A 17,706-nucleotide genomic window follows, 5' to 3' on the forward strand; every position below is an offset into this window, starting at 1 on the left:
CCTGGAAGGAGAGGGTTGGGGTGAGGTGTAGTCCATCTCCGGAGAGGTCACGCACCTCACCCTGTCCCTCTCCTTCCAGGAGAGGGGACCCGCGCTCCGTCTCGTCAGCTGTCCGACCTAATCTACCGGAGGCCGTATCAGCCCTTCCAGTTCTTCAGGGCGGCGAAGGGGCTCGCCGACGGGTCGGGCGCGGGCGGGTTCAGGACGGGCTCCACCTGCGCGATGGCGTCGGCGAGCGAGAAGGCCGTGCCGCTCGTCAGCTTGCCGCCGGCCGCATCCTTGTGCCCGCCGCCGCGGAAGCGCCGGGCGCCCTCCAGGGCGGTCTCGTTGTTGGAGCGGAACGACATCGTGCCCGCCCGCTGCACGTTGAGGACGCGCCGGGCCTTGCCGCTCTCCATGATGAGATCGGAGACGCGCTGGAAGGTGCCCGAATCGAGGCCGAAGGACATCAGCGTGCCGTCCGAGAGCGGATGGAACAGCTCCGAGCGCGCGAGCACGCGGGCGATCCGCATGCGGGTGGTCAGCGTGCGGTCGTCGGTGGCATCGTCCGCGAGGTAGCGGTCGAGGATGGCGGTGCGCAGCGCGGCGACCTGCCCCTCGACCATGGCGGGGGTGGCGCCGTCGCCGAGCAGGCGCGCCACGCCGAGGAGGAGGTCGCCGACGAAGCGGTCGTGCCAGGGATGCCCGATCGGCACGAGGTTCGAGACGTTGTCCCAGAACACCTCGTCGAGGCTGAGTCCGGTCCGGAATTCCGGCCGGTCCTTGCGCCAGAGGTCGACGGCGTCCACCGCCGTCACCAGCGCGCCCAGGATCGGGTCCTCACCGGCCTCGCGCGTGGCGTAGAGGGCGCGGTGCTCGTAGGCCATGCGGGTGGCGCAGCGGGTCTCGTCGATCAGCACGACGATGTTCGGGTCCTCGAGGTCGAAGCGCTGGACGCCCGGCGCCTCGGGGGCGACCCGCGGCTCCAGCTTCTGGTCGCGGAGCTGGTCCACCGAGGAGGCGTGGTGATCGAGGACGATCAGGCGATGGCGCGCCGCCTCGTCGCGGCGGCGGTTCAGGGCGGCGAAACCGCGGATGAAGCTGACGGCGACCGCCTCCAGGCCGAGATCGGTCATCACGATCATCTCGGGGGCCGCCGCCTTGCCGAGGCGCTTCAGCTCGGCCTCGACCACGGGGCCGACATCGGCGTAGCGCGGCACGTGGACGATGCGGGACACATCGGCGAACTGGCCGACCACCGTGGAGGCGCCGTAGCCGTCGAGGTCGTGGTGGGTGATCTGGGTGACGTTCACGGGGACGGTCCTCGGGCGAATCGCAGACGAGGCCGGCGGTGGTCTCGGTCGCGGTCTTATGCGGCAGGCGGCGGCCGGGGGCGAGCCCCGTCGCCGCGTCGGTTCGGCCGTGGATCGCGCGGCGTGCGGGCTTGATTCATGCGCGCGAACGCGGATTGTGCGAACAGACCACGAACGAACGCTGGGGCAACGCTCAGGAGACCTGTCCGCGATGGACCCGGACGGCATCGGCCAGACCCGCAAGATCATCCATATCGACATGGACGCGTTCTACGCCTCCGTCGAGCAGCGCGACGATCCGGGGCTGAGGGGGCGCCCAGTGGCGGTCGGCGGCTCGCGCGAGCGCGGCGTGGTCGCGGCGGCGAGCTACGAGGCCCGGGTGTTCGGCGTGCGCTCGGCCATGCCCTCGGTCACGGCGCGCCGCCTCTGCCCCGACCTCGTCTTCGTGAAGCCGCGCTTCGACGTCTACCGGGCGATCTCGGAGCAGATCCGGGCGGTGTTCGCCGAGCACACGGATCTCATCGAGCCGGTCGCCCTCGACGAGGCCTATCTCGACGTGACGCACAACCACCGGGGGCTCGCCACCGCCACCGAGGTCGCGCGCGCGATCCGGGCGGCGATCCGCGAGCGGACCGGGCTCGTCGCCTCGGCGGGGGTCTCGTACAACAAGTTCCTGGCCAAGGTGGCCTCGGATTTCCGCAAGCCGGACGCCCTGTTCGTGATCACGCCCGCCATGGGGCCGGGCTTCGTGGAGGATCTGCCGATCGGGCGCTTCCACGGGGTCGGACCGGTGACGGAAGCGCGGATGAAGGCGCTCGGCATCCTGACCGGGCGGGACCTCAGGGGCCAGAGCCTCGACAGCCTGGCGGCGCGGTTCGGCGCCTCGGCGCCCTATTACTACGGGGTGGCGCGCGGCATCGACGAGCGGCCGGTGCGCGTGAACCGGGTGCGCAAGTCCATCGGCGCGGAGAACACCTTCGCGGAGGATTCGACCGACTACGCGGTGCTCGCCGGACGGCTCGGTCCGATCCTCGACAAGGTCTGGGGGGCGGCCACCCACAAGGAGGTCCGGGCCCGGACGGTGACGTTGAAGGTGAAGTTCTCGGATTTCGAGCAGATCACCCGTGCCCGCTCGCTCGTAGGCTTCGTGCCGGACCGGGCGGAGCTGGAGCGCATCGTCCTGGGGCTTCTGCGGGAGCTGTTCCCGCTCCGGCGCAGCGTGCGCCTGCTCGGCGTCTCGCTCTCGGCCCTGGAACACGGGCCTGCCCCCGAGCCCATGCAGCTCGGTCTCGCGCTCTGATCCGGCCAAACGAAAGGGGCGCTACCCTCGCGGGTAACGCCCCTCCGGATCAGCAGACCCCGCGATCGGGGCCCGCGATCACCCTCAGTTGAAGGTATCGATCTCGGCGGACTCGTAGCTCGTCACTTCCATGCCGACGCAGATTTCCTGAACGATGGGGGCAGACCACTTCATCACGTTTCTCCTGTTGACTGGGTTTGTGAAAGCCGAACCGAAAGGGGCTCGATGAACCTGAACCGAGGGCGGACCCTTAGTTGAAGGTGTCGATCTCGGCGGACTCGTAGCTGGTGACTTCCATGCCGACGCAGATTTCCTGGACGACGGGGGCGGACCACTTCATGGGGAAACTCCTTCCTGTTCGACACCCCTGATATGCCATTACATTGGGCGCAATACAAGCGGGCACTACACTTATATTTCTCATAGGATCGCCGATCGCGGTCCCGGGGCGACGTTTCAAACCGCAGGCGGCGCCTCGCGAACGGACTTATGGTGCCGGGTTTCGAGGGAGAATCGGGGCGGACGGGGGCGCGACGGTTCCGGCACCCGCCCGCCCGGCGGCAAATTCCGCCCGGACCGCGTTTCACCCTTGACGCGCGGCAGCCGCGAGGCGCACTCACGCGCCGCCCGGGGCGGCGCACGCCGGTGATTCAAGGCGCCGCTTCCGTCCCGGGCTCCCACTCGATGAACCCCATGCCCAGCGACAATCCCGAACGATCGCCCGCGCCGTGCGCGGCCGCGTCCGCTCCCGTCCCGCGACGCTGAGGCCCCCGGGCTCGCGCGCGGCGGCCGGGGCGGTTCCGGCCCGCCCACGGCTGGATCGCGCCGCCATTCCGAGGTGAGCCCATGAACGAGATCGCCCCCTTCCCGACCGGCATCGACCCGGCCGTGCTCGCCGCCCGACTGTCCGACGAGCGGGCGCCCGACATCGTCGAGGCCCTGAACGAGGAAGCCCCCGAGGTGGCCGCCGCCATCCTGCTCGGATTGCCGCAGGAGCGGGCGATCGAGGTGCTCGACCAGCCCGAACTCGATTGCGCCGCCGACATCATCGAGATGCTGCCGCGCGACCGCGTCGCCTCCTACCTGTCGGGCATGTCGGCCGACCGCATCACCGACATCTTCCGCGAGATCGAGGAGCCGGGGCGCTCCGACCTGCGGGCCCGCCTCGATGCCGAGACGCGGGGCGCCGTCGACCGGCTGAGCACCTACGGCGAGGAGACCGTCGGCTCGCTGATGACGACGGAATTCGTGACCGTGCCGGGCAACTGGACGATCCAGCAGACCCTCGACCACGTCCGGCACGTGGAGAAGACGCGCGAGACGATCTACGCGATCTTCGTCCTCGATCCGCGCACGCGCGCGCTGACCAAGGCCGTGCCGCTGCGCCGGCTGATCTCGGGCAATCCGGGCGACAACGTGCTCTCGGTGGCGCCCGGGCGGCGTCCGCTCGCGGTCTCGCCGACCGCGAGCCGCGAGGAGGCCGCGCGGCTGATCTCGAAATACGACCTCCTGGCGCTGCCGGTCATCGACGCGGTCGGTCATCTCATCGGCATCGTCACCGTGGACGACATGATCGACGCCATGGTCGAGAAGCAGACGCAGGACGTGCAGCGCTTCGGCGGCATGGAGGCCCTGCCGGAGCCCTACATGGACATCCGCTTTCCGACCATGATCCGGAAGCGGGCCGGCTGGCTCTGCGCCCTGTTCCTCGGCGAGATGATGACCGCCACCGCCATGCAGGGCTTCGAGGGCGAGCTCGAGAAGGCGATCGTGCTGACCCTGTTCATCCCGCTGATCATGAGTTCGGGCGGCAATTCCGGCAGCCAGGCCACCTCGCTCCTCATCCGCGCCCTCGCCCTGCACGAGGTGCGCCTGCGCGACTGGTGGCGGGTGGCCCTGCGGGAACTGCCCACCGGCCTCGTGCTCGGCACGATCCTCGGCGCGATCGGGATCGTGCGCATCGTGGTCTGGCAGAAGACCGGCCTGTACGATTACGGCGAGCACTGGATGCTGGTGGCCGCGACGGTCGGGGCGGCGCTGGTCGGGATCGTCACCTTCGGGTCGCTCACCGGGTCGATGCTGCCGTTCCTGCTGCAGCGCCTCGGCTTCGATCCCGCCACCGCCTCGGCCCCCTTCGTCGCCACCCTGGTCGACGTCACCGGGCTCGTCATCTACTTCTCGGTGGCGATGCTGATCCTGCGCGGGACGCTGCTCTGAAGGCGCCGGACCGTCAGGCCCGGGCGCGCGGGCGCGCGTCGCCGAGGACCGAGCCGGCGAGGCGGTCCGGGCCGATCTCGTCGGCGGAATAGCCGACGAGGGCCGCCAGACTCTCGCGAGCCCGCCAGACGCGGCTCTTCACCGTTCCGATCTTGCAGCCCATCACGGCGGCGGCCTCGTCGTAGGTCATGTTGTCGATGGCCACCAGCGTCAGCGCCTGCCGCAGGGTGCTCGACAGCCGCCCGATGGCGGCGTTCACGTCCTCGAGGTCGAGGACGGCGCCCTGCGCCGGCAGGGTCACCAGTTGCGCCGCGTAGCTGCCATCCGTGTCCTCGACCTCGTGAACGCGCTTGCGCTGGCCCGAATAGAACGTGTTGCGCATGATGATGGTGAGCCAGCCGCAGACGTTGGTGCCGGGGGTGAAGCTCTCGCGATACATCCAGGCGCGCAGCATCGTGTCCTGGACGAGGTCGTCGGCGCGGGCGGCGTCGCGGGTCAGCGAGAGCGCGTACTTGCGCAGACCGGGCGCATGATCCCGAAGGCCCTGGCGGACTTCCGCCGTGAGGGTCTCGCCCCGTGCGGCCAGAACCGCCGCGAGGCGGGCGAGCAGAACGGCGAACCGGTCGGGATGATCGTCGTCCAGGGAGGCGTAGGCCTCGCGCAGATGCTGTCCGAGGGATCGTCCGATCGATGACGGGAGCAGCGGCGCTTCCACCATCACGGCGGGGGATGAGGCATCCGTTCCTGCTTGCGATGTCATCCAATGTCTTCTCGGGCGGCCGGAAGCGGCGAGGGCCGTTTCCATCGATCGCCCGGAAGTGTGCGAGAACCTCGGCACACCCGCATCAACACACATTAATGGGAGTGAATTGGTTTCCGATCACACGACGTCGCACGATACCCGGCTACTTCGTGCGGTTACTCGAGATCATACGGTCGAAAATCGATGAAACCGAACGCGAAAAGGCCCGCCGCGGCATGACACCGGGCAGGCTGGTGTCTCGGGAGGAACGCATGATGCGTGGCGGATCAACGGGTTCGCGGGCGGCGGGTTCAATCGCATCCCGGGCCAAGCGACCGGAAAACGAGCGCCGGTTTGCCGCCTCGCGACATCGCCGATCCGTCAGTCCCGGCCGAGCCGCCGGACCCGGATCGCCGCCGCCTCGATCCGCAATGGTCGGATCGAACTGCGCGGCCCGAATGTCTTCAGTCTCCGATCAGACGAACGTATTCGGCTTCGGGCACGCCGTAGCTGTCGCTGGCCACTGCGAGCAGGCCGACGCGGTCCAGCACCGCGATCCGGCCACGCCGGGCCCTGATCAGGCGATTGCCTTCCAGCATCTGCAGGGCGAGCGTCACGGTCGTGCGCTGCACCCCCAGCATGAACGACAGGAAGTCGTGCGTGACGGTGAGTTCGTCCCCGTTGACCCGGTCCTGGCACATGAGGAGCCAGCGGGCGAGGCGGACCTCGATGTTGTAGCTCGCATTGGCGAAGGCCGTCTGCGCGGTCTGGATCAGCAGGGTCTGGACGAAGCGCAGCAGGAGGTTTCGCAGGACGACACTGGTTTCCGTCGCCGCCAGGAACTCCGGAACGCCGATCGCGAGCATCTCGCCCGCGCCCTGAACGAAGTGGTCGTAGGGCGTCCGGTCGCTGCCGAGCAGCACGGGCGTCGCCCCGACGATGCCCTCGGGCCCGATGATCCCGACCTCGACCTTGCCGAGGCCAGCCGTCGTGATCGAGGCATAGCCCGCTTCGGGGAAGAACAACTCGTGGATCGGGACGTAGGGCTGGATGAGCGTCTGGTGCAGCTCAGTCGCGAACGGCCGCAGATGCGGTCTGAGCAAGCCGAAGTCGCTCGGCGAAAGTCGCTTGAGCAAACGGTTGCGAACGGCAGATTGCTCGAAAAGAGACACGGCCTTGCCCTAGCGGGCAAGAGCACAAATAGTCTCCCATCGCCTCCTGCCCAGGAATATATACAAGCGATAGTCCGACTATCCGTACGATATGCGACGAACGCAACCCTGCGAAAAGATCTGTCGGGTAGTCGACATATAGCCAATGTCGGGCATCACACCAAAGCCCCCAAGCGGGGCGCAACGGCGCGAGATCGGATTTATAAAATCCTCAAGACGTGTGAATTCAGGCGGAGGGTCTGGGCTCGCGCGTCGAAAGATCGAGTTTTCGTGTCTCCGCGCGGGTCCACCCAACGAAAACGGGGTCTCTCCAGACTTTTCCTGCGGCGCGTTGCTTCCAGGGTCGGTGCGCATTGACCATCCAACGGGGCGAGGTGTCGGGAACGATGACAGCGAATACGGGAGGCGGCGACAGCCTGCGTGCTCGATCCGCGCAGAGCGGGCACCGATGATGACGGACCGACGTCCGGGACGTTCCTTCAAGACCCTCACGTCGAGCGAGACGAGCGGTGAGCCGAACGCCCTGATCCGCAGACTCGAGGGCTTGGAATCTCTGGGCACCGACGCGAAGGCATGGCTGGCCGGAATCGAGGAGGCCGCGTTTTCCGTGCCGGCTCGAACCGATCTCATCGCCGAGGGCGATGCGCCCGACGGTCTCGTCGTCATCCTCGAAGGCATGGCCTGCCGCTTCAAGCTACGGCCCGGTGGCGCCCGCCAGATCACCGCCTACCTCATTCCGGGCGACCTCTGTAACCTCGACCTAGCGCTGCGGCCGCGAATGGACCACGCCATCGCGACGCTCTCGCCCTGTCGGGTCGCGCGCCTCGACTTCGAGGCGCTTAGCCATTTGAGCGGGGATCTCGACATCGTGACCCGCGCCATGCGCAGGGCGGCCCTGGTGGATGACGCCATCTTGCGCGAGTGGCTGGTGAATGTCGGGTCCCGCTCCGCCATCCGGCGCATCGCGCATCTGTTCTGTGAATTGCTGATGCGGTTCCGGGCCGTCGGCCTGGCGCGGGGCGACAGCTACGAGCTCCCCGTCTCGCAGCTCGATCTCGCCGAAACGACCGGCCTGTCCACCGTCCACGTCAACCGGACGCTGCAGGAACTGAAGCGGCAGGGCCTCATCGAGCTCCGCGCGCGCAGCCTGATGATCCGCAATCTCGCGCGGCTCCAGACACTCGGCGAGTTCGACGCCGGCTACCTGTCGCTCGGCGAGCCGATCGCCTGAGGGCCACGCGATCGCGATCGGCGATCTCCGGGGGCATTCCCGCACACATCGTCCGGCCAAATTCCCTCGACGCACGAAAAAGCCCTTCGTCTCCGATGTGGGAGACGAAGGGCTTTTCAGACCGTCGTGACGGCTGGAACCAGGCTCAGGCGATCGGGCGGGCGACCGGGCAGGCGGCGCGAATGTCGTCGGGAAGCGAGGCGAAATCCACGTAGCCCGCCTCACGCGCCATCGCGTCGAGGGCGGAGGTCTCGTCGAGGGCGCTTCCGGTCCAGAGCACCGCGCCGTTCGTCTGCTGCCGGATCTCGAAGATGCTCATGATTCGTTAACCTCGGCTCGGGAAAGGTCTATCATGCCGCCAACGTGCGGTGACGCTGAAGGTTGCACGATCCTGCCGCGCTCGGCGGCTCGAACATCGGCTCCCGTCCCGGCCACGGGGTGCGCCATGACATCACCCGGCACATCGCTCAGCGCCAGCGCGCCGGACGACGCCTTGAAAACGCCGGTCTCGCCCCGCAGGCATCCGGCTTCCGCCGCCGAGACGCGAAACCCGATGCGCCGCCTTCCTCTCCTTCGTGCCGGCGTCCTCATCCTCGCCGCGAGCTTTGCCGCCGGACCGGCCCGGGCGACGGACGCCCCGGCGGTTCCCGATCCCGCTTCCGTCGCGCCGGCCGTGACGGTGGCGACGGCGGTCCAGCGGGAGGTGGTGGAGCAGGCCGTCGTCACCGGCACCCTCGTGCCGCGCGACGAGATCCTCGTCGCCCCCGAGATCGAGGGCCCCCGCATCACCGAGCTGCTGGTGGAGGAGGGCGCGCAGGTCGCGCGCGGTCAACCCCTGGCGCGGCTTTCCCTCGAGATGATCGTCACCCAGGAAGCCGCCAACGCCGCCGCCATCGCCAAGGCGCAGGCCGCGATCATCCAGGCCCGCAGTCAGATCGTCCAGGCGGAAGCCGCGCAGGTCGAGGCGAACCTCGCGCTGGAGCGCACCCGCAGCCTCATCCGCACCGGCAACGCCACGGCGGTGACCCTGGAGCAGCGCGTCTCGACCGCGCAGGGGAACGAGGGTCGCCTCGCCGCCGCCCGCGGTGGCCTGCAACTCGCCGAGGCCGACCTCGCCACCGCGCGGGCGCTCGGGACCGAGATCGCCCTCAGGCGCGCCCGCACCGAAATCCGTGCGCCGGAAGCCGGCATCGTCAGCCGCCGCACGGCCCGGGTCGGCGCCATGGCGAGCACCTCCGGCGAGCCGATGTTCCGCCTGATCGCGCGAGGCGAGATCGAGCTCGAAGGCGAAGTGCCCGAGATCTGGATGCCGCGCCTGCGTGTCGGCGCCCCCGTGCGGCTCGACTGGGACGAGGGGCGCGCCCTGAAGGGCCGTGTCCGCCGGATCGACCCCGAGATCGACCGTGCGACCCGGCTCGGGCGCGTCCGCATCGGCCTCGATGCCGATCCCTCCTTGCGGATCGGCGCCTTCGCGCGCGGCAAGGTCGAAGTCGCGCGCCGCGCCAGCGTGGTGGTGCCGCTCTCGGCCGTGCTCTACGGCGCGGAGGGCGGGGCGAGCGTCTTCGTCGTGGCCGACGATCGCGTGGAAGCCAGGACGGTCGTCCCGGGCCTGTCCACGGACGGGTCCATGGAAATCCGGTCCGGGATCGCGGACGGGGAGACGGTGGTCGCGCGCGCCAGCAGCTTCCTGCGCGACGGGGACCGCGTCCGGGCGGTCGTCCCGGCCCGGAAGGCGGCCGATGCCGCGCGCTGATCGGATGAACCCATGCGCCTGAACGTTTCCGCCTGGGCGATCCGCAAGCCGATCCCCTCGATCGTGCTGTTCCTGGTGCTGGTGGTCCTCGGGCTCGTCAGCTTCCGGGCCCTGCCGATCACGCGCTTTCCCAACATCGACATCCCGATCGTCTCGGTCCAGGTGCTGCAATCGGGTGCCGCGCCCTCCGAACTGCAGACCCAGGTCACCAAGGTGGTCGAGGACGCGGTGGCGGGCGTGAAGGGCGTCAAGCACGTCATCTCGACGATCTCGGAAGGGCTCTCCAGCACCACCATCGAGTTCCGCCTGGAGGTGAACAGCGACCGGGCGGTCAACGACGTCAAGGACGCGATCTCGAAGGTGCGGGTGAACCTGCCGCGCACCATCGAGGAGCCGATCATCAACCGCGTCGAGATCGCGGGCCTGCCCATCATGATCTACGGCGCCTCCGCGCCCGCGATGACGCCCGAGGACCTGTCCTGGCTGATCGACGACGTCATCGCCCGGCAGGTGCAGAGCGTGAAGGGCGTCGGCGGCGTCGAGCGCCTCGGCGGCGTCGCCCGCGAGGTCCGCGTGACGCTCAGGCCCGACCGCCTGCTGGCGCTCGGCATCACGGCGGCGGACGTGAACCGGCAATTGCGCCTCACCGCCGCCGACATGGCGGGCGGGCGCGGCGAACTCGGGGGCCAGGAACAGTCGATCCGCACGCTCGCGGGGGCCGCCAGCCTCGACACCCTGGCGGAGACCTCCATCATCGTGCCCGGCGGCCGCAAGGTCCGCCTCGACGAGCTCGCCACCCTGGTCGACGGCTCGGAGGAGCCCCGCACCTTCGCGCGCTTCAACGGCGAGCCCGTGGTGGCCTTCGCGATCTCGCGCTCCACGGGCGCCAGCGACGCCGAGGTGGCGGTGGGCGTCGCCAGGCGCATCGCGGAACTCGGCGTCCGGTATCCGGGCGTGCGCTTCGACCTGATCGACACCTCCGTCATCAACACGGTGGGCAACTACCACTCGGCGATGCTGAGCCTCGTCGAGGGCGCGGCCCTCGCGGTCATCGTGGTGTTCCTGTTCCTGCGCGATTGGCGCGCGACGCTGATCGCCTCGATCGCCCTGCCGCTCTCGGTGCTGCCGACTTTCTGGGTGATGAGCAGCCTCGGCTTCTCCCTGAACGCTGTCAGTCTCCTCGCCATCACGCTGGTCACCGGCATCCTCGTCGACGACGCTATCGTGGAGATCGAGAACATCGTCCGCCACATGCGCATGGGCAAATCGCCCTACCGCGCCGCGCTGGAGGCCGCCGACGAGATCGGTCTGGCCGTCATCGCCATCACGGCGACGATCATGGCGATCTTCGCCCCCGTCTCGTTCATGAGCGGCATCGCCGGGCAGTACTTCAAGCAGTTCGGCCTCACCATCGCGGCGGCGGTGTTCATGTCGCTCCTGGTGGCGCGCCTGATCACGCCGCTGCTCGCCGCCTATTTCCTGCGCGACCACGGCCCCGACCACACGCGCGAGGGGTTCGTCATGTGGGGCTACACCCGCGTGGTGGCATGGTCGGTGCGCCACAAGTTCATCACGCTCGTGCTGGGGCTCGCCTGCTTTGCCGGCTCCATCATGTCGACCGGCCTGCTGCCGGCGGGCTTCCTGCCGGCCGAGGACGCGGCCCGCACGATCTTCGTGGTCGAGCTTCCGCCGGGCGCGCGGCTCGCCGACACCACGCAGGTCACCGACGCTCTGGTGGAGCGCATCCGCGCCCTGCCGGAGGTGCGCAGCGTGTTCGTCGACGGCGGCCGCCAGCTTCCCGCCAAGAAGGAGGTGCGCCTCGCGACCTTCACCATCAACCTGACGCCGAAGAACACGCGTCACCGCACCCAGAAGCAGGTCGACATCGCCGTCCGGGCGATCCTGCACGAGGAGCCGGACATCCGGTTCTGGGCCCTGCGCGAGGGCGGACAGCGCGACGTCACCCTGATCGTGTCGGGCCCCGACAAGGCGGTCGTGGCCGAGACGGCGGCCAAGCTCCAGCGCGAGGCGGCGGGCGTGCCCCACCTCGTCAACGTGCTCTCGACGGCGCCCCTCGACCGCACCGAGATCCGCATCCGCCCGAAGGCCGGGGTCGCGGCCGAACTCGGCGTCTCGACCGATCTCATCGCCGAGACGGTGCGGGTCGGCACCATCGGCGACATCGGCGCGAATCTCGCCAAGTTCAACACCATCGACCGGCAGGTGCCGATCCGGGTGCAACTGCCCGAGCGCCTGCGCGGCGACCTCTCGCAGCTCGAGACCCTGAAGGTGCCGGTCAAGGGCGGGACCGCCGTGCCGCTCTCCACCGTGGCCGATCTCAGCCTCGGGCGCGGCCCCACCGCCATCGACCGCTACGACCGCGCCATCCGCGTGGCGCTGGAGGCCGACATGGAGGGCTCGGACGCGCTCGGCTCGCTCATCGGCGCGATCCTGGCCCTGCCCACCGCGAAGGACCTGCCGCCGGGCGTGACCATCCGCCAGACGGGCGACGCCGAGGTGATGGGCGAGGTCTTCGAGGGCTTCGCGCTCGCCATGGGGGCCGGCCTGATGATGGTCTTCGGCGTGCTCGTGCTGCTGTTCGGCAACTTCCTCCAGCCGCTGACCATCCTGTTCTCGCTGCCGCTCTCCATCGGCGGCGCGATCCTGGGCCTGCTCATCTTCAACAAGCCGATCTCGATGCCGGTGGTGATCGGCATCCTTATGCTGATGGGCGTGGTCACGAAGAACGCCATCATGCTGGTCGACTTCGCCGTCGAGGAGATGAGCCGGGGCGTGGACCGCGCCACCGCGATCATCGATGCGGGCCGCAAGCGCGCGCGCCCCATCGTGATGACCACCATCGCGATGGCGGCCGGCATGGTGCCCTCCGCCATGGCGCTCGGCATCGGCGGCGAGTTCCGCGCCCCGATGGCGATCGCGGTGATCGGCGGCCTCATCGTCTCGACCGGGCTGTCGCTGATCTTCGTGCCGGCGATCTTCGTGTTGGTGGACGACCTCTCGCGCCTGTTCGTGCGCCTGTTCGGCCGCTTCATCGGCGCGGTGGACGAGCCGACCGAGGGTGCCTTCGCGCTGCCCCGACCACACTCGGACAATGCCCCGAAGCCGTTTCCGCCGCCCCGCATCGCGGCGGAGTAGGGCGGCGGAGCAGGGTAGACCTTGCCAAACGAAAAGGCCCGGACCTCACGGTCCGGGCCTTTTCGATTCCGAGCGATGGAGAACCTTGCTTGCTCAGCCCTCGGCGCGCGCGGCGAGGCGGCTCGCGGCGAAGCAGAGGCCGCCGGCGACGATGAAGAGCACCACGAAGGTCTTCACGGTGGCGTAGAACAGGGCCGGCTCGATGCCCGCATCGGTGTAGAGCACCGCGCCGATCGCGCAGATCGGCAGGAGCAGGAGGATCAGGAGCGGGGTCAGCGGGCTCTTCATGGGGTCTCTCAACCTCTGTCGGACCCGGTTCACCGGCCCCGTGTGGCGTTCACTGCGCCCCTCATAGCATCGCGAGGCGGGGCGCGCCAAGGTCGTGCGGCCAAGCTCTTCGACGCATCGGGACCGGGTTCAGGCGGGAATCCGCACCGTGGCGCGCAAGCCCCCGAGCGGACTGTCGTGCAGGTTAACGTCGCCACCATGCGCCCGGGCGATGTCGCGGGCGATGGACAGGCCGAGACCGGAGCCGCCGGCATCCTGGCGCGCGTCGTCGAGGCGCACGAAGGGCTTGAACACCTCCTCGCGCTGGTCGGGCGGAATGCCGGGGCCGTCGTCGTCGATGGAGACCAGGAAGGCGCGCGCCTCGCGCCGGCCGGTGATGGACACCGTGTCGCCGTAGCGGGCGGCGTTGGCGGCGAGGTTGAAGAGGCAGCGGCGGATCGCGTCCGGCCGCAGGGTCACGTGGGGATGGTCCTCCATTTCCACGGTCTCCACGTGGGCGCCGAGGCGCTCGACGTCGGAGCGCAGGTCCTCCAGCAGCGCGCGCATGTCGGTGGGGACCGCCACCTCGCCGGAATCGCCCCGCGCGAAGGCGAGGTAGGCCTCCAGCATCCGGCTCATCTCGTCGACGTCGCGCTGCAGGTCCTCCACCTCCGGCGTCTGCTCCACGAGCGCGAGGGAGAGCTTGAACCGCGTGATGATGGTGCGCAGGTCGTGGCTGACCCCGTTGAGCATCGTCGTGCGCTGCTCCATCGCCCGCTCGATGCGCCGCTTCATCTCGATGAAGGCGTGGCCCGCCTGCCGGACCTCGCGGGCGCCGCGCGGCCGGAACTCGATCTCGCGGCCCTTGCCGAAGCTCTCGGCCACGGCGGCCAGCCGCAGGATCGGCTTGATCTGGTTGCGCAGGAACAGGATCGCGACGCCGAGGAGCACCAGGGACGAGCCGCTCATCCAGAGCAGGAAGATATGCGAGTTCGAGGCGTAGGCCATGCTGCGCCGCGCGGTCACGCGCATCACCCCGTCGGGAATCGAGACCCGGATCTCGATCAGGCTGGAACGGCCCACCGTGTCGATCCAGTAGGGCCGGCGGATCTGGCGCCGGATCTCGTCGGAGAGCGCCTCGTCCAGGATGGAGAAGAACGGTCGCGGCCCCGCGGGCGGAAGCTTGGCCCCCTTGAGGATGTCGACGTCGAGGTTGAGCCGCTCGCCCGCGATCCGGCTCAGGGTCTCCGAATCCTTGTCCTGCGGATAGCTCTCGTAGATGTCGATCAGCGCGGCGACGTCGGCCGTGACGGCAGCCGAGAGGCGGCGCGTCACGAGCTGCCAGTGGCGCTCCATGAAGGTGTAGGCGATCACCGACTGGAGCAGCACCACCGGCGCGATGATGATGATCAGCGAGCGGGCGTAGAGCCCCTTGGGCAGCACGTCGCCGATGGCGCGCGCGACGAGGCGCCAGATCCGGGCCGGACGGGGAAGGGCGGCGAGCCAACGCGCGGTGCGCCCGAGGAGGCCGGTGGCCGCCATGACCTCAGTCGACCGCGAGGCGGTAACCGACGCCCCGCACCGTCTGCAGGAACAGGGGATTGGCCGGGTCGACCTCGGTCTTGCGGCGCAGGCGGTTGATCTGCACGTCGATGCTGCGCTCGGCCGCGAGCCCGCCGCCCCCGGCCAGGGCCTCCCGCTCGACATTGGCGCCCGCCGCCTGGGCGAGGATCGTGAGGATCTCGCGCTCGCGCTCGGTGATGCGAATGGTCTCGTCCTCCCGGCGCAGCTCGCCCCGGTCGATCCGGTAGGAAAACGGCCCGAAGGTCACGGTGTCGTGGCCGAGCGCCCGGCCGTCGCCCCCCGCGCTGCGGCGCTTGATGATGTTCGAGAGGCGCAGGATGAGTTCGCGCGGCTCGAAGGGCTTGGGCAGGTAATCGTCGGCGCCGATCTCGAGCCCCATCACCCGGTCGTTCGGGTTCGAGCGCGCGGTGAGCATCAGGATCGGCACCCGCGAGGACTTGCGGACCTCGCGGGCGTAGTCGAAGCCGCTCTCGCCCGGCATCATCACGTCGAGGACCAGGGCGTCGAAGACGAAGCACTGCGCCTTGATGCGCGCCTCCGGCACGTTGCCGGCCGACGTCACCCGGAACCCCTGCTCGAACAGGAAGCGCGCCAGCAATTCGCGCACGCGGCGGTCGTCGTCCACCACGAGGACGTGGGGTGCATGGTCGGGAAGCTCGATGCCCGCCCGGGTGATCGCGGCCGCCATCAGGCGGCGCTCCGCACGCGCCGGGCCATCAGCCGGCGCACGGCGGCGCGCTCCTCGGGCTCGATCATCCCGAACAGGAAGCTCTCGGCCGAGAGCGGGTTCTCGCGCCCGATCTCCGAATCGGCCAGCGCGCGCGCCACCCGCCGGCTCTGGACCCGGATGAGGTCTCCCGCCAGGGCGGTCCCGGCGGCCGTGCAGAACAGCAGGCGCTGGCGCCGGTCGCTCGTGCCGGTCTTCTGGGTGATGTAGCCCTGTCCGATCAAATCCTTGAGCACCCGGTTCAGACTCTGCTTGGTGATGCGCAGGATATCGAGGAGTTCGGCGATCGTGAGGCCCGGATAGCGATCGACGAAGTGCAGCACCCGGTGATGGGCCCGTCCGAAGCCGTACTGCGCCAGGATGCGGTCGGGATCGCCGACGAAATCCCGGTAGGCGAAGAACAGCAACTCGATGAGATCGTCACCGGAATCGCCGGCCGTCCGCAGGGCGTCGGCTTCGACATCGGGCATCGCGCGGGCTGTCACGTCGGGGGCGACCTAATTTTATGTCAGTGTTGTTGACATGTTCCAGCCGCGCTCGAACGCGTCAAGCCGTCCGATCGCGGTTGGGCACTGGCGATTCCGCCCTACGGGGCAGCACGGACAGGCCGAGGCTTCCGGCGAAGTCCGGTTCGGAGCCGGGGCGGGCGCGTGCGGACTGTCTCGGAACTCCGGCTCGCACCCGGCGTTCACTAGAACATTTCATGAACGACGAGGACCAGAGATGGCGAAGACCCAGCAGTCCGAGACCGAGTCCAATCCGAAGACGGACCCGAAGGATACCTCCAACCAGATCAAGGATCCGAGCCAGTGGACCACCGGCGGTGAACCGATGACGGGCGCCCAGGCCTCGTACCTCAAGACCCTGTCGGAGGAGACGAAGGAGCCGGAGGCGTTCGACCCGGACCTCGACAAGGCCGAGGCTTCGCAGCGGATCGATGCTCTGCGCAAGGAAGCCGGCAAGGCCTGACGCCGGCCGCATGGGCCGGACCGCCGACGGACAGCACCGCGGCGGCCCGGCCTTGCCTGCCATTTCGACGGCGGAAGGCCGACCTTCGCGGATCGGCTTAAGTCATCGGCAAGAAACCTGCCCTAGACTCGAAGCCGCTGAAATGGACGAAAGACGATCGGCAGCCATGACCAGACTGGAAGCGATCGTGTCCAGGCATCGGCCCGGTATGGATATCGGAGGCCGAGCCCGCGCGCTCGCGATGCGGTTTCTCAGGGACACCAGCGGTGCGACGGCCATCGAATACGGTCTGATCGCCGGCCTGACCTTCCTGGCGATCGTCGGCGCCCTTCGCGTCTACGCGGACCGGGTGGGCGCGATGTATCAGTATATCGGCAACAACGTCGCCAAGTCCTCCTGACCCGGCCCATCCGACGTCCGAATCCGGTCTCAGCGGCGACCGCGATCCGCGTCCGTCCTCGAACCGGGGGCGCCGGCATTCGGCGCGTCGGTCCCGTTCGCCTCGGTGCCCGCCGACCCGCGCGGGTCCTGCCAGAACGTGTCGAACAGGCGCTGCATCGCGCGGGCATTCTCCTGATGCACCTCCAGTCCGGTCTGGAACATCTGGTTCATCATCTCGAAGGGCGCATCGCCCGCGGCCTTGTCCTGTGCGGCCGGCGCGGCCTTCGACGCCACGGCGAGGCGCGGCGGCGAAGCCTTGCGGGCCTGAGGCGCGCTCGGCGCAGACGGCAGGGCGTTTCCACCGGACCGCAGGAACACATCCATCATCTCAGACCACGCATTGGGGGGGAATCCGAAGGGCTGGGACGCGTTCCGGGGTGCCGGCGCGGGGGGCGGGTTCTGGTTGATCATGACGTGGACGATACCGGCCACCACCATGCCGGCCATGATCGGCAGCATCTGCTTCAGGGCGGGCGTCGCGACGCCGCTCACCGTGGCGGCCTGCTGGAGGACGGCTTGGCTGAGGTTCGACGAGCCGAAGAGCTGCTTGACCAGCATTTCCATCTGCGGCGACTGTGCCGGCGCGGAGGGAGGGTTCGCGCCCACGAGGTTGAACAGGTGCGCGAAGCCGGTGGGGTCGTTGGCGGCATTGCGCTGCAGACCCATGGTCAGGGCCGGCAGCAGCGCTTCCATCGCGCGAAGGCTCTGTTCCTGCGTCAGCCCGAACTGACGGGCGAAGCTCGGGACATGGGCGCCCGCCTGCGCCTGGAGGATGTCGAACAGGTTGAACATGGCGGCGGCCTCACGGACGAACGGCGACAGGTCCGGGACAAGCACCGGACGCGCCCCCGAGTT

The 17,706-nt window shown here is 69.2% G+C and carries 18 protein-coding genes; 7 read left to right on the forward strand and 11 right to left on the reverse strand.

Annotation, left to right across the window (positions count from 1 at the left end; all coding sequences use genetic code 11):
* Window positions 1-137: 137 nt before the first annotated feature.
* Window positions 138-1,292, reverse strand: a complete 1,155-nt coding sequence (locus MKK54_RS01490; protein WP_244008740.1) for a dimethylmenaquinone methyltransferase — start codon at window positions 1,290-1,292, stop codon at window positions 138-140.
* A gap of 211 nt (window positions 1,293-1,503) precedes the next feature.
* Between MKK54_RS01490 and dinB the strand changes: the two genes are divergently transcribed.
* Window positions 1,504-2,592 carry a DNA polymerase IV gene (dinB, locus tag MKK54_RS01495; protein ID WP_244008741.1) on the forward strand — a complete coding sequence of 363 codons (1,089 nt, stop codon included), beginning with the start codon at window positions 1,504-1,506 and terminating at the stop codon, window positions 2,590-2,592.
* An 84-nt stretch (window positions 2,593-2,676) separates the two neighbouring features.
* On the opposite strand, the gene pqqA (MKK54_RS01500) is transcribed toward dinB, so the two are convergent.
* Both pqqA (MKK54_RS01500) and pqqA (MKK54_RS01505) read right to left on the reverse strand, forming a co-directional pair.
* The gene (gene pqqA, locus MKK54_RS01500; protein WP_056092902.1) at window positions 2,677-2,766 is read right to left on the reverse strand and encodes a pyrroloquinoline quinone precursor peptide PqqA; all 90 of its coding nucleotides are present in this window, start codon (window positions 2,764-2,766) and stop codon (window positions 2,677-2,679) included.
* A gap of 76 nt (window positions 2,767-2,842) precedes the next feature.
* Window positions 2,843-2,932 carry a pyrroloquinoline quinone precursor peptide PqqA gene (gene pqqA / locus MKK54_RS01505; RefSeq protein ID WP_091970034.1) on the reverse strand — a complete coding sequence of 30 codons (90 nt, stop codon included), beginning with the start codon at window positions 2,930-2,932 and terminating at the stop codon, window positions 2,843-2,845.
* 506 nt (window positions 2,933-3,438) lie between these two features.
* Here pqqA (MKK54_RS01505) and mgtE point away from each other — a divergent pair.
* Complete coding sequence (mgtE, locus tag MKK54_RS01510) at window positions 3,439-4,809, forward strand: magnesium transporter (protein ID WP_244008742.1); 1,371 nt, start codon at window positions 3,439-3,441, stop codon at window positions 4,807-4,809.
* Between the two features lie 13 nt (window positions 4,810-4,822).
* Here the strand turns inward: mgtE and MKK54_RS01515 are convergent, their stop codons facing one another.
* Both MKK54_RS01515 and MKK54_RS01520 read right to left on the reverse strand, forming a co-directional pair.
* Complete coding sequence (locus MKK54_RS01515) at window positions 4,823-5,569, reverse strand: sigma-70 family RNA polymerase sigma factor (RefSeq protein ID WP_244008743.1); 747 nt, start codon at window positions 5,567-5,569, stop codon at window positions 4,823-4,825.
* Window positions 5,570-6,015: 446 nt separating this feature from the next.
* Complete coding sequence (locus tag MKK54_RS01520) at window positions 6,016-6,723, reverse strand: Crp/Fnr family transcriptional regulator (RefSeq protein WP_244008744.1); 708 nt, start codon at window positions 6,721-6,723, stop codon at window positions 6,016-6,018.
* Window positions 6,724-7,171: 448 nt separating this feature from the next.
* On the opposite strand from MKK54_RS01520, the gene MKK54_RS01525 reads away from it, so the two are divergent.
* The gene (locus tag MKK54_RS01525) at window positions 7,172-7,954 is read left to right on the forward strand and encodes a Crp/Fnr family transcriptional regulator (protein WP_244008745.1); all 783 of its coding nucleotides are present in this window, start codon (window positions 7,172-7,174) and stop codon (window positions 7,952-7,954) included.
* A 145-nt stretch (window positions 7,955-8,099) separates the two neighbouring features.
* Here the strand turns inward: MKK54_RS01525 and MKK54_RS01530 are convergent, their stop codons facing one another.
* Window positions 8,100-8,273: a hypothetical protein gene (locus MKK54_RS01530; RefSeq protein ID WP_244008746.1), complete on the reverse strand. Its 174-nt coding sequence runs from the start codon at window positions 8,271-8,273 to the stop codon at window positions 8,100-8,102.
* Between the two features lie 234 nt (window positions 8,274-8,507).
* Between MKK54_RS01530 and MKK54_RS01535 the strand changes: the two genes are divergently transcribed.
* A complete protein-coding gene (locus MKK54_RS01535; protein WP_244008747.1) occupies window positions 8,508-9,707 on the forward strand; it encodes an efflux RND transporter periplasmic adaptor subunit in 1,200 nt (399 codons plus the stop codon).
* A gap of 12 nt (window positions 9,708-9,719) precedes the next feature.
* Entirely contained in the window at window positions 9,720-12,863 is a 3,144-nt protein-coding gene (locus tag MKK54_RS01540) for an efflux RND transporter permease subunit (RefSeq protein ID WP_244008748.1), read from the forward strand.
* A gap of 93 nt (window positions 12,864-12,956) precedes the next feature.
* Here the strand turns inward: MKK54_RS01540 and MKK54_RS01545 are convergent, their stop codons facing one another.
* The 4 genes from MKK54_RS01545 to MKK54_RS01560 form a co-directional block, all read right to left on the reverse strand.
* Window positions 12,957-13,151: a hypothetical protein gene (locus tag MKK54_RS01545; RefSeq protein ID WP_244008749.1), complete on the reverse strand. Its 195-nt coding sequence runs from the start codon at window positions 13,149-13,151 to the stop codon at window positions 12,957-12,959.
* Between the two features lie 129 nt (window positions 13,152-13,280).
* Window positions 13,281-14,672, reverse strand: coding sequence for an ATP-binding protein (locus MKK54_RS01550; protein WP_244008750.1), 1,392 nt, complete (start codon window positions 14,670-14,672; stop codon window positions 13,281-13,283).
* Window positions 14,673-14,676: 4 nt separating this feature from the next.
* Window positions 14,677-15,402: a response regulator gene (locus tag MKK54_RS01555; RefSeq protein WP_244008751.1), complete on the reverse strand. Its 726-nt coding sequence runs from the start codon at window positions 15,400-15,402 to the stop codon at window positions 14,677-14,679.
* Window positions 15,402-15,911 carry a MarR family winged helix-turn-helix transcriptional regulator gene (locus tag MKK54_RS01560; protein ID WP_244008752.1) on the reverse strand — a complete coding sequence of 170 codons (510 nt, stop codon included), beginning with the start codon at window positions 15,909-15,911 and terminating at the stop codon, window positions 15,402-15,404. Before MKK54_RS01560 ends, MKK54_RS01555 begins: the two co-directional genes overlap by 1 nt.
* Before the next feature lie 253 nt (window positions 15,912-16,164).
* Here MKK54_RS01560 and MKK54_RS01565 point away from each other — a divergent pair, with 253 nt between their 5' ends.
* A complete protein-coding gene (locus MKK54_RS01565) occupies window positions 16,165-16,410 on the forward strand; it encodes a DUF3072 domain-containing protein (protein WP_244008753.1) in 246 nt (81 codons plus the stop codon).
* 10 nt (window positions 16,411-16,420) lie between these two features.
* Complete coding sequence (locus MKK54_RS24600) at window positions 16,421-16,810, forward strand: Flp family type IVb pilin (protein WP_313898367.1); 390 nt, start codon at window positions 16,421-16,423, stop codon at window positions 16,808-16,810.
* A gap of 29 nt (window positions 16,811-16,839) precedes the next feature.
* Here MKK54_RS24600 and MKK54_RS01575 read toward each other — a convergent pair whose 3' ends face one another.
* Window positions 16,840-17,643: a DUF937 domain-containing protein gene (locus MKK54_RS01575; RefSeq protein ID WP_244008754.1), complete on the reverse strand. Its 804-nt coding sequence runs from the start codon at window positions 17,641-17,643 to the stop codon at window positions 16,840-16,842.
* Window positions 17,644-17,706: the final 63 nt, after the last annotated feature.

The organism is Methylobacterium sp. J-068, assembly GCF_022829445.1.
Taxonomy (GTDB): Bacteria; Pseudomonadota; Alphaproteobacteria; order Rhizobiales; family Beijerinckiaceae; genus Methylobacterium.

Excerpts from the sequence above, each read along its gene's own strand:
- mgtE (WP_244008742.1), top strand. The coding sequence starts at position 3,439 with ATGAACGAGATCGCCCCCTTCCCGACCGGCATCGACCCGGCCGTGCTC.
- MKK54_RS01550 (WP_244008750.1), bottom strand. The coding sequence starts at position 14,672 with ATGGCGGCCACCGGCCTCCTCGGGCGCACCGCGCGTTGGCTCGCCGCC.
- MKK54_RS01560 (WP_244008752.1), bottom strand. The coding sequence starts at position 15,911 with ATGCCCGATGTCGAAGCCGACGCCCTGCGGACGGCCGGCGATTCCGGT.
- MKK54_RS01515 (WP_244008743.1), bottom strand. The coding sequence starts at position 5,569 with ATGACATCGCAAGCAGGAACGGATGCCTCATCCCCCGCCGTGATGGTG.
- pqqA (WP_091970034.1), bottom strand. The coding sequence starts at position 2,932 with ATGAAGTGGTCCGCCCCCGTCGTCCAGGAAATCTGCGTCGGCATGGAA.
- MKK54_RS24600 (WP_313898367.1), top strand. The coding sequence starts at position 16,421 with ATGGGCCGGACCGCCGACGGACAGCACCGCGGCGGCCCGGCCTTGCCT.
- MKK54_RS01555 (WP_244008751.1), bottom strand. The coding sequence starts at position 15,402 with ATGGCGGCCGCGATCACCCGGGCGGGCATCGAGCTTCCCGACCATGCA.
- pqqA (WP_056092902.1), bottom strand. The coding sequence starts at position 2,766 with ATGAAGTGGTCTGCCCCCATCGTTCAGGAAATCTGCGTCGGCATGGAA.
- MKK54_RS01540 (WP_244008748.1), top strand. The coding sequence starts at position 9,720 with ATGCGCCTGAACGTTTCCGCCTGGGCGATCCGCAAGCCGATCCCCTCG.
- MKK54_RS01545 (WP_244008749.1), bottom strand. The coding sequence starts at position 13,151 with ATGAAGAGCCCGCTGACCCCGCTCCTGATCCTCCTGCTCCTGCCGATC.
- dinB (WP_244008741.1), top strand. The coding sequence starts at position 1,504 with ATGGACCCGGACGGCATCGGCCAGACCCGCAAGATCATCCATATCGAC.
- MKK54_RS01535 (WP_244008747.1), top strand. The coding sequence starts at position 8,508 with ATGCGCCGCCTTCCTCTCCTTCGTGCCGGCGTCCTCATCCTCGCCGCG.
- MKK54_RS01575 (WP_244008754.1), bottom strand. The coding sequence starts at position 17,643 with ATGTTCAACCTGTTCGACATCCTCCAGGCGCAGGCGGGCGCCCATGTC.
- MKK54_RS01530 (WP_244008746.1), bottom strand. The coding sequence starts at position 8,273 with ATGAGCATCTTCGAGATCCGGCAGCAGACGAACGGCGCGGTGCTCTGG.
- MKK54_RS01565 (WP_244008753.1), top strand. The coding sequence starts at position 16,165 with ATGGCGAAGACCCAGCAGTCCGAGACCGAGTCCAATCCGAAGACGGAC.
- MKK54_RS01525 (WP_244008745.1), top strand. The coding sequence starts at position 7,172 with ATGATGACGGACCGACGTCCGGGACGTTCCTTCAAGACCCTCACGTCG.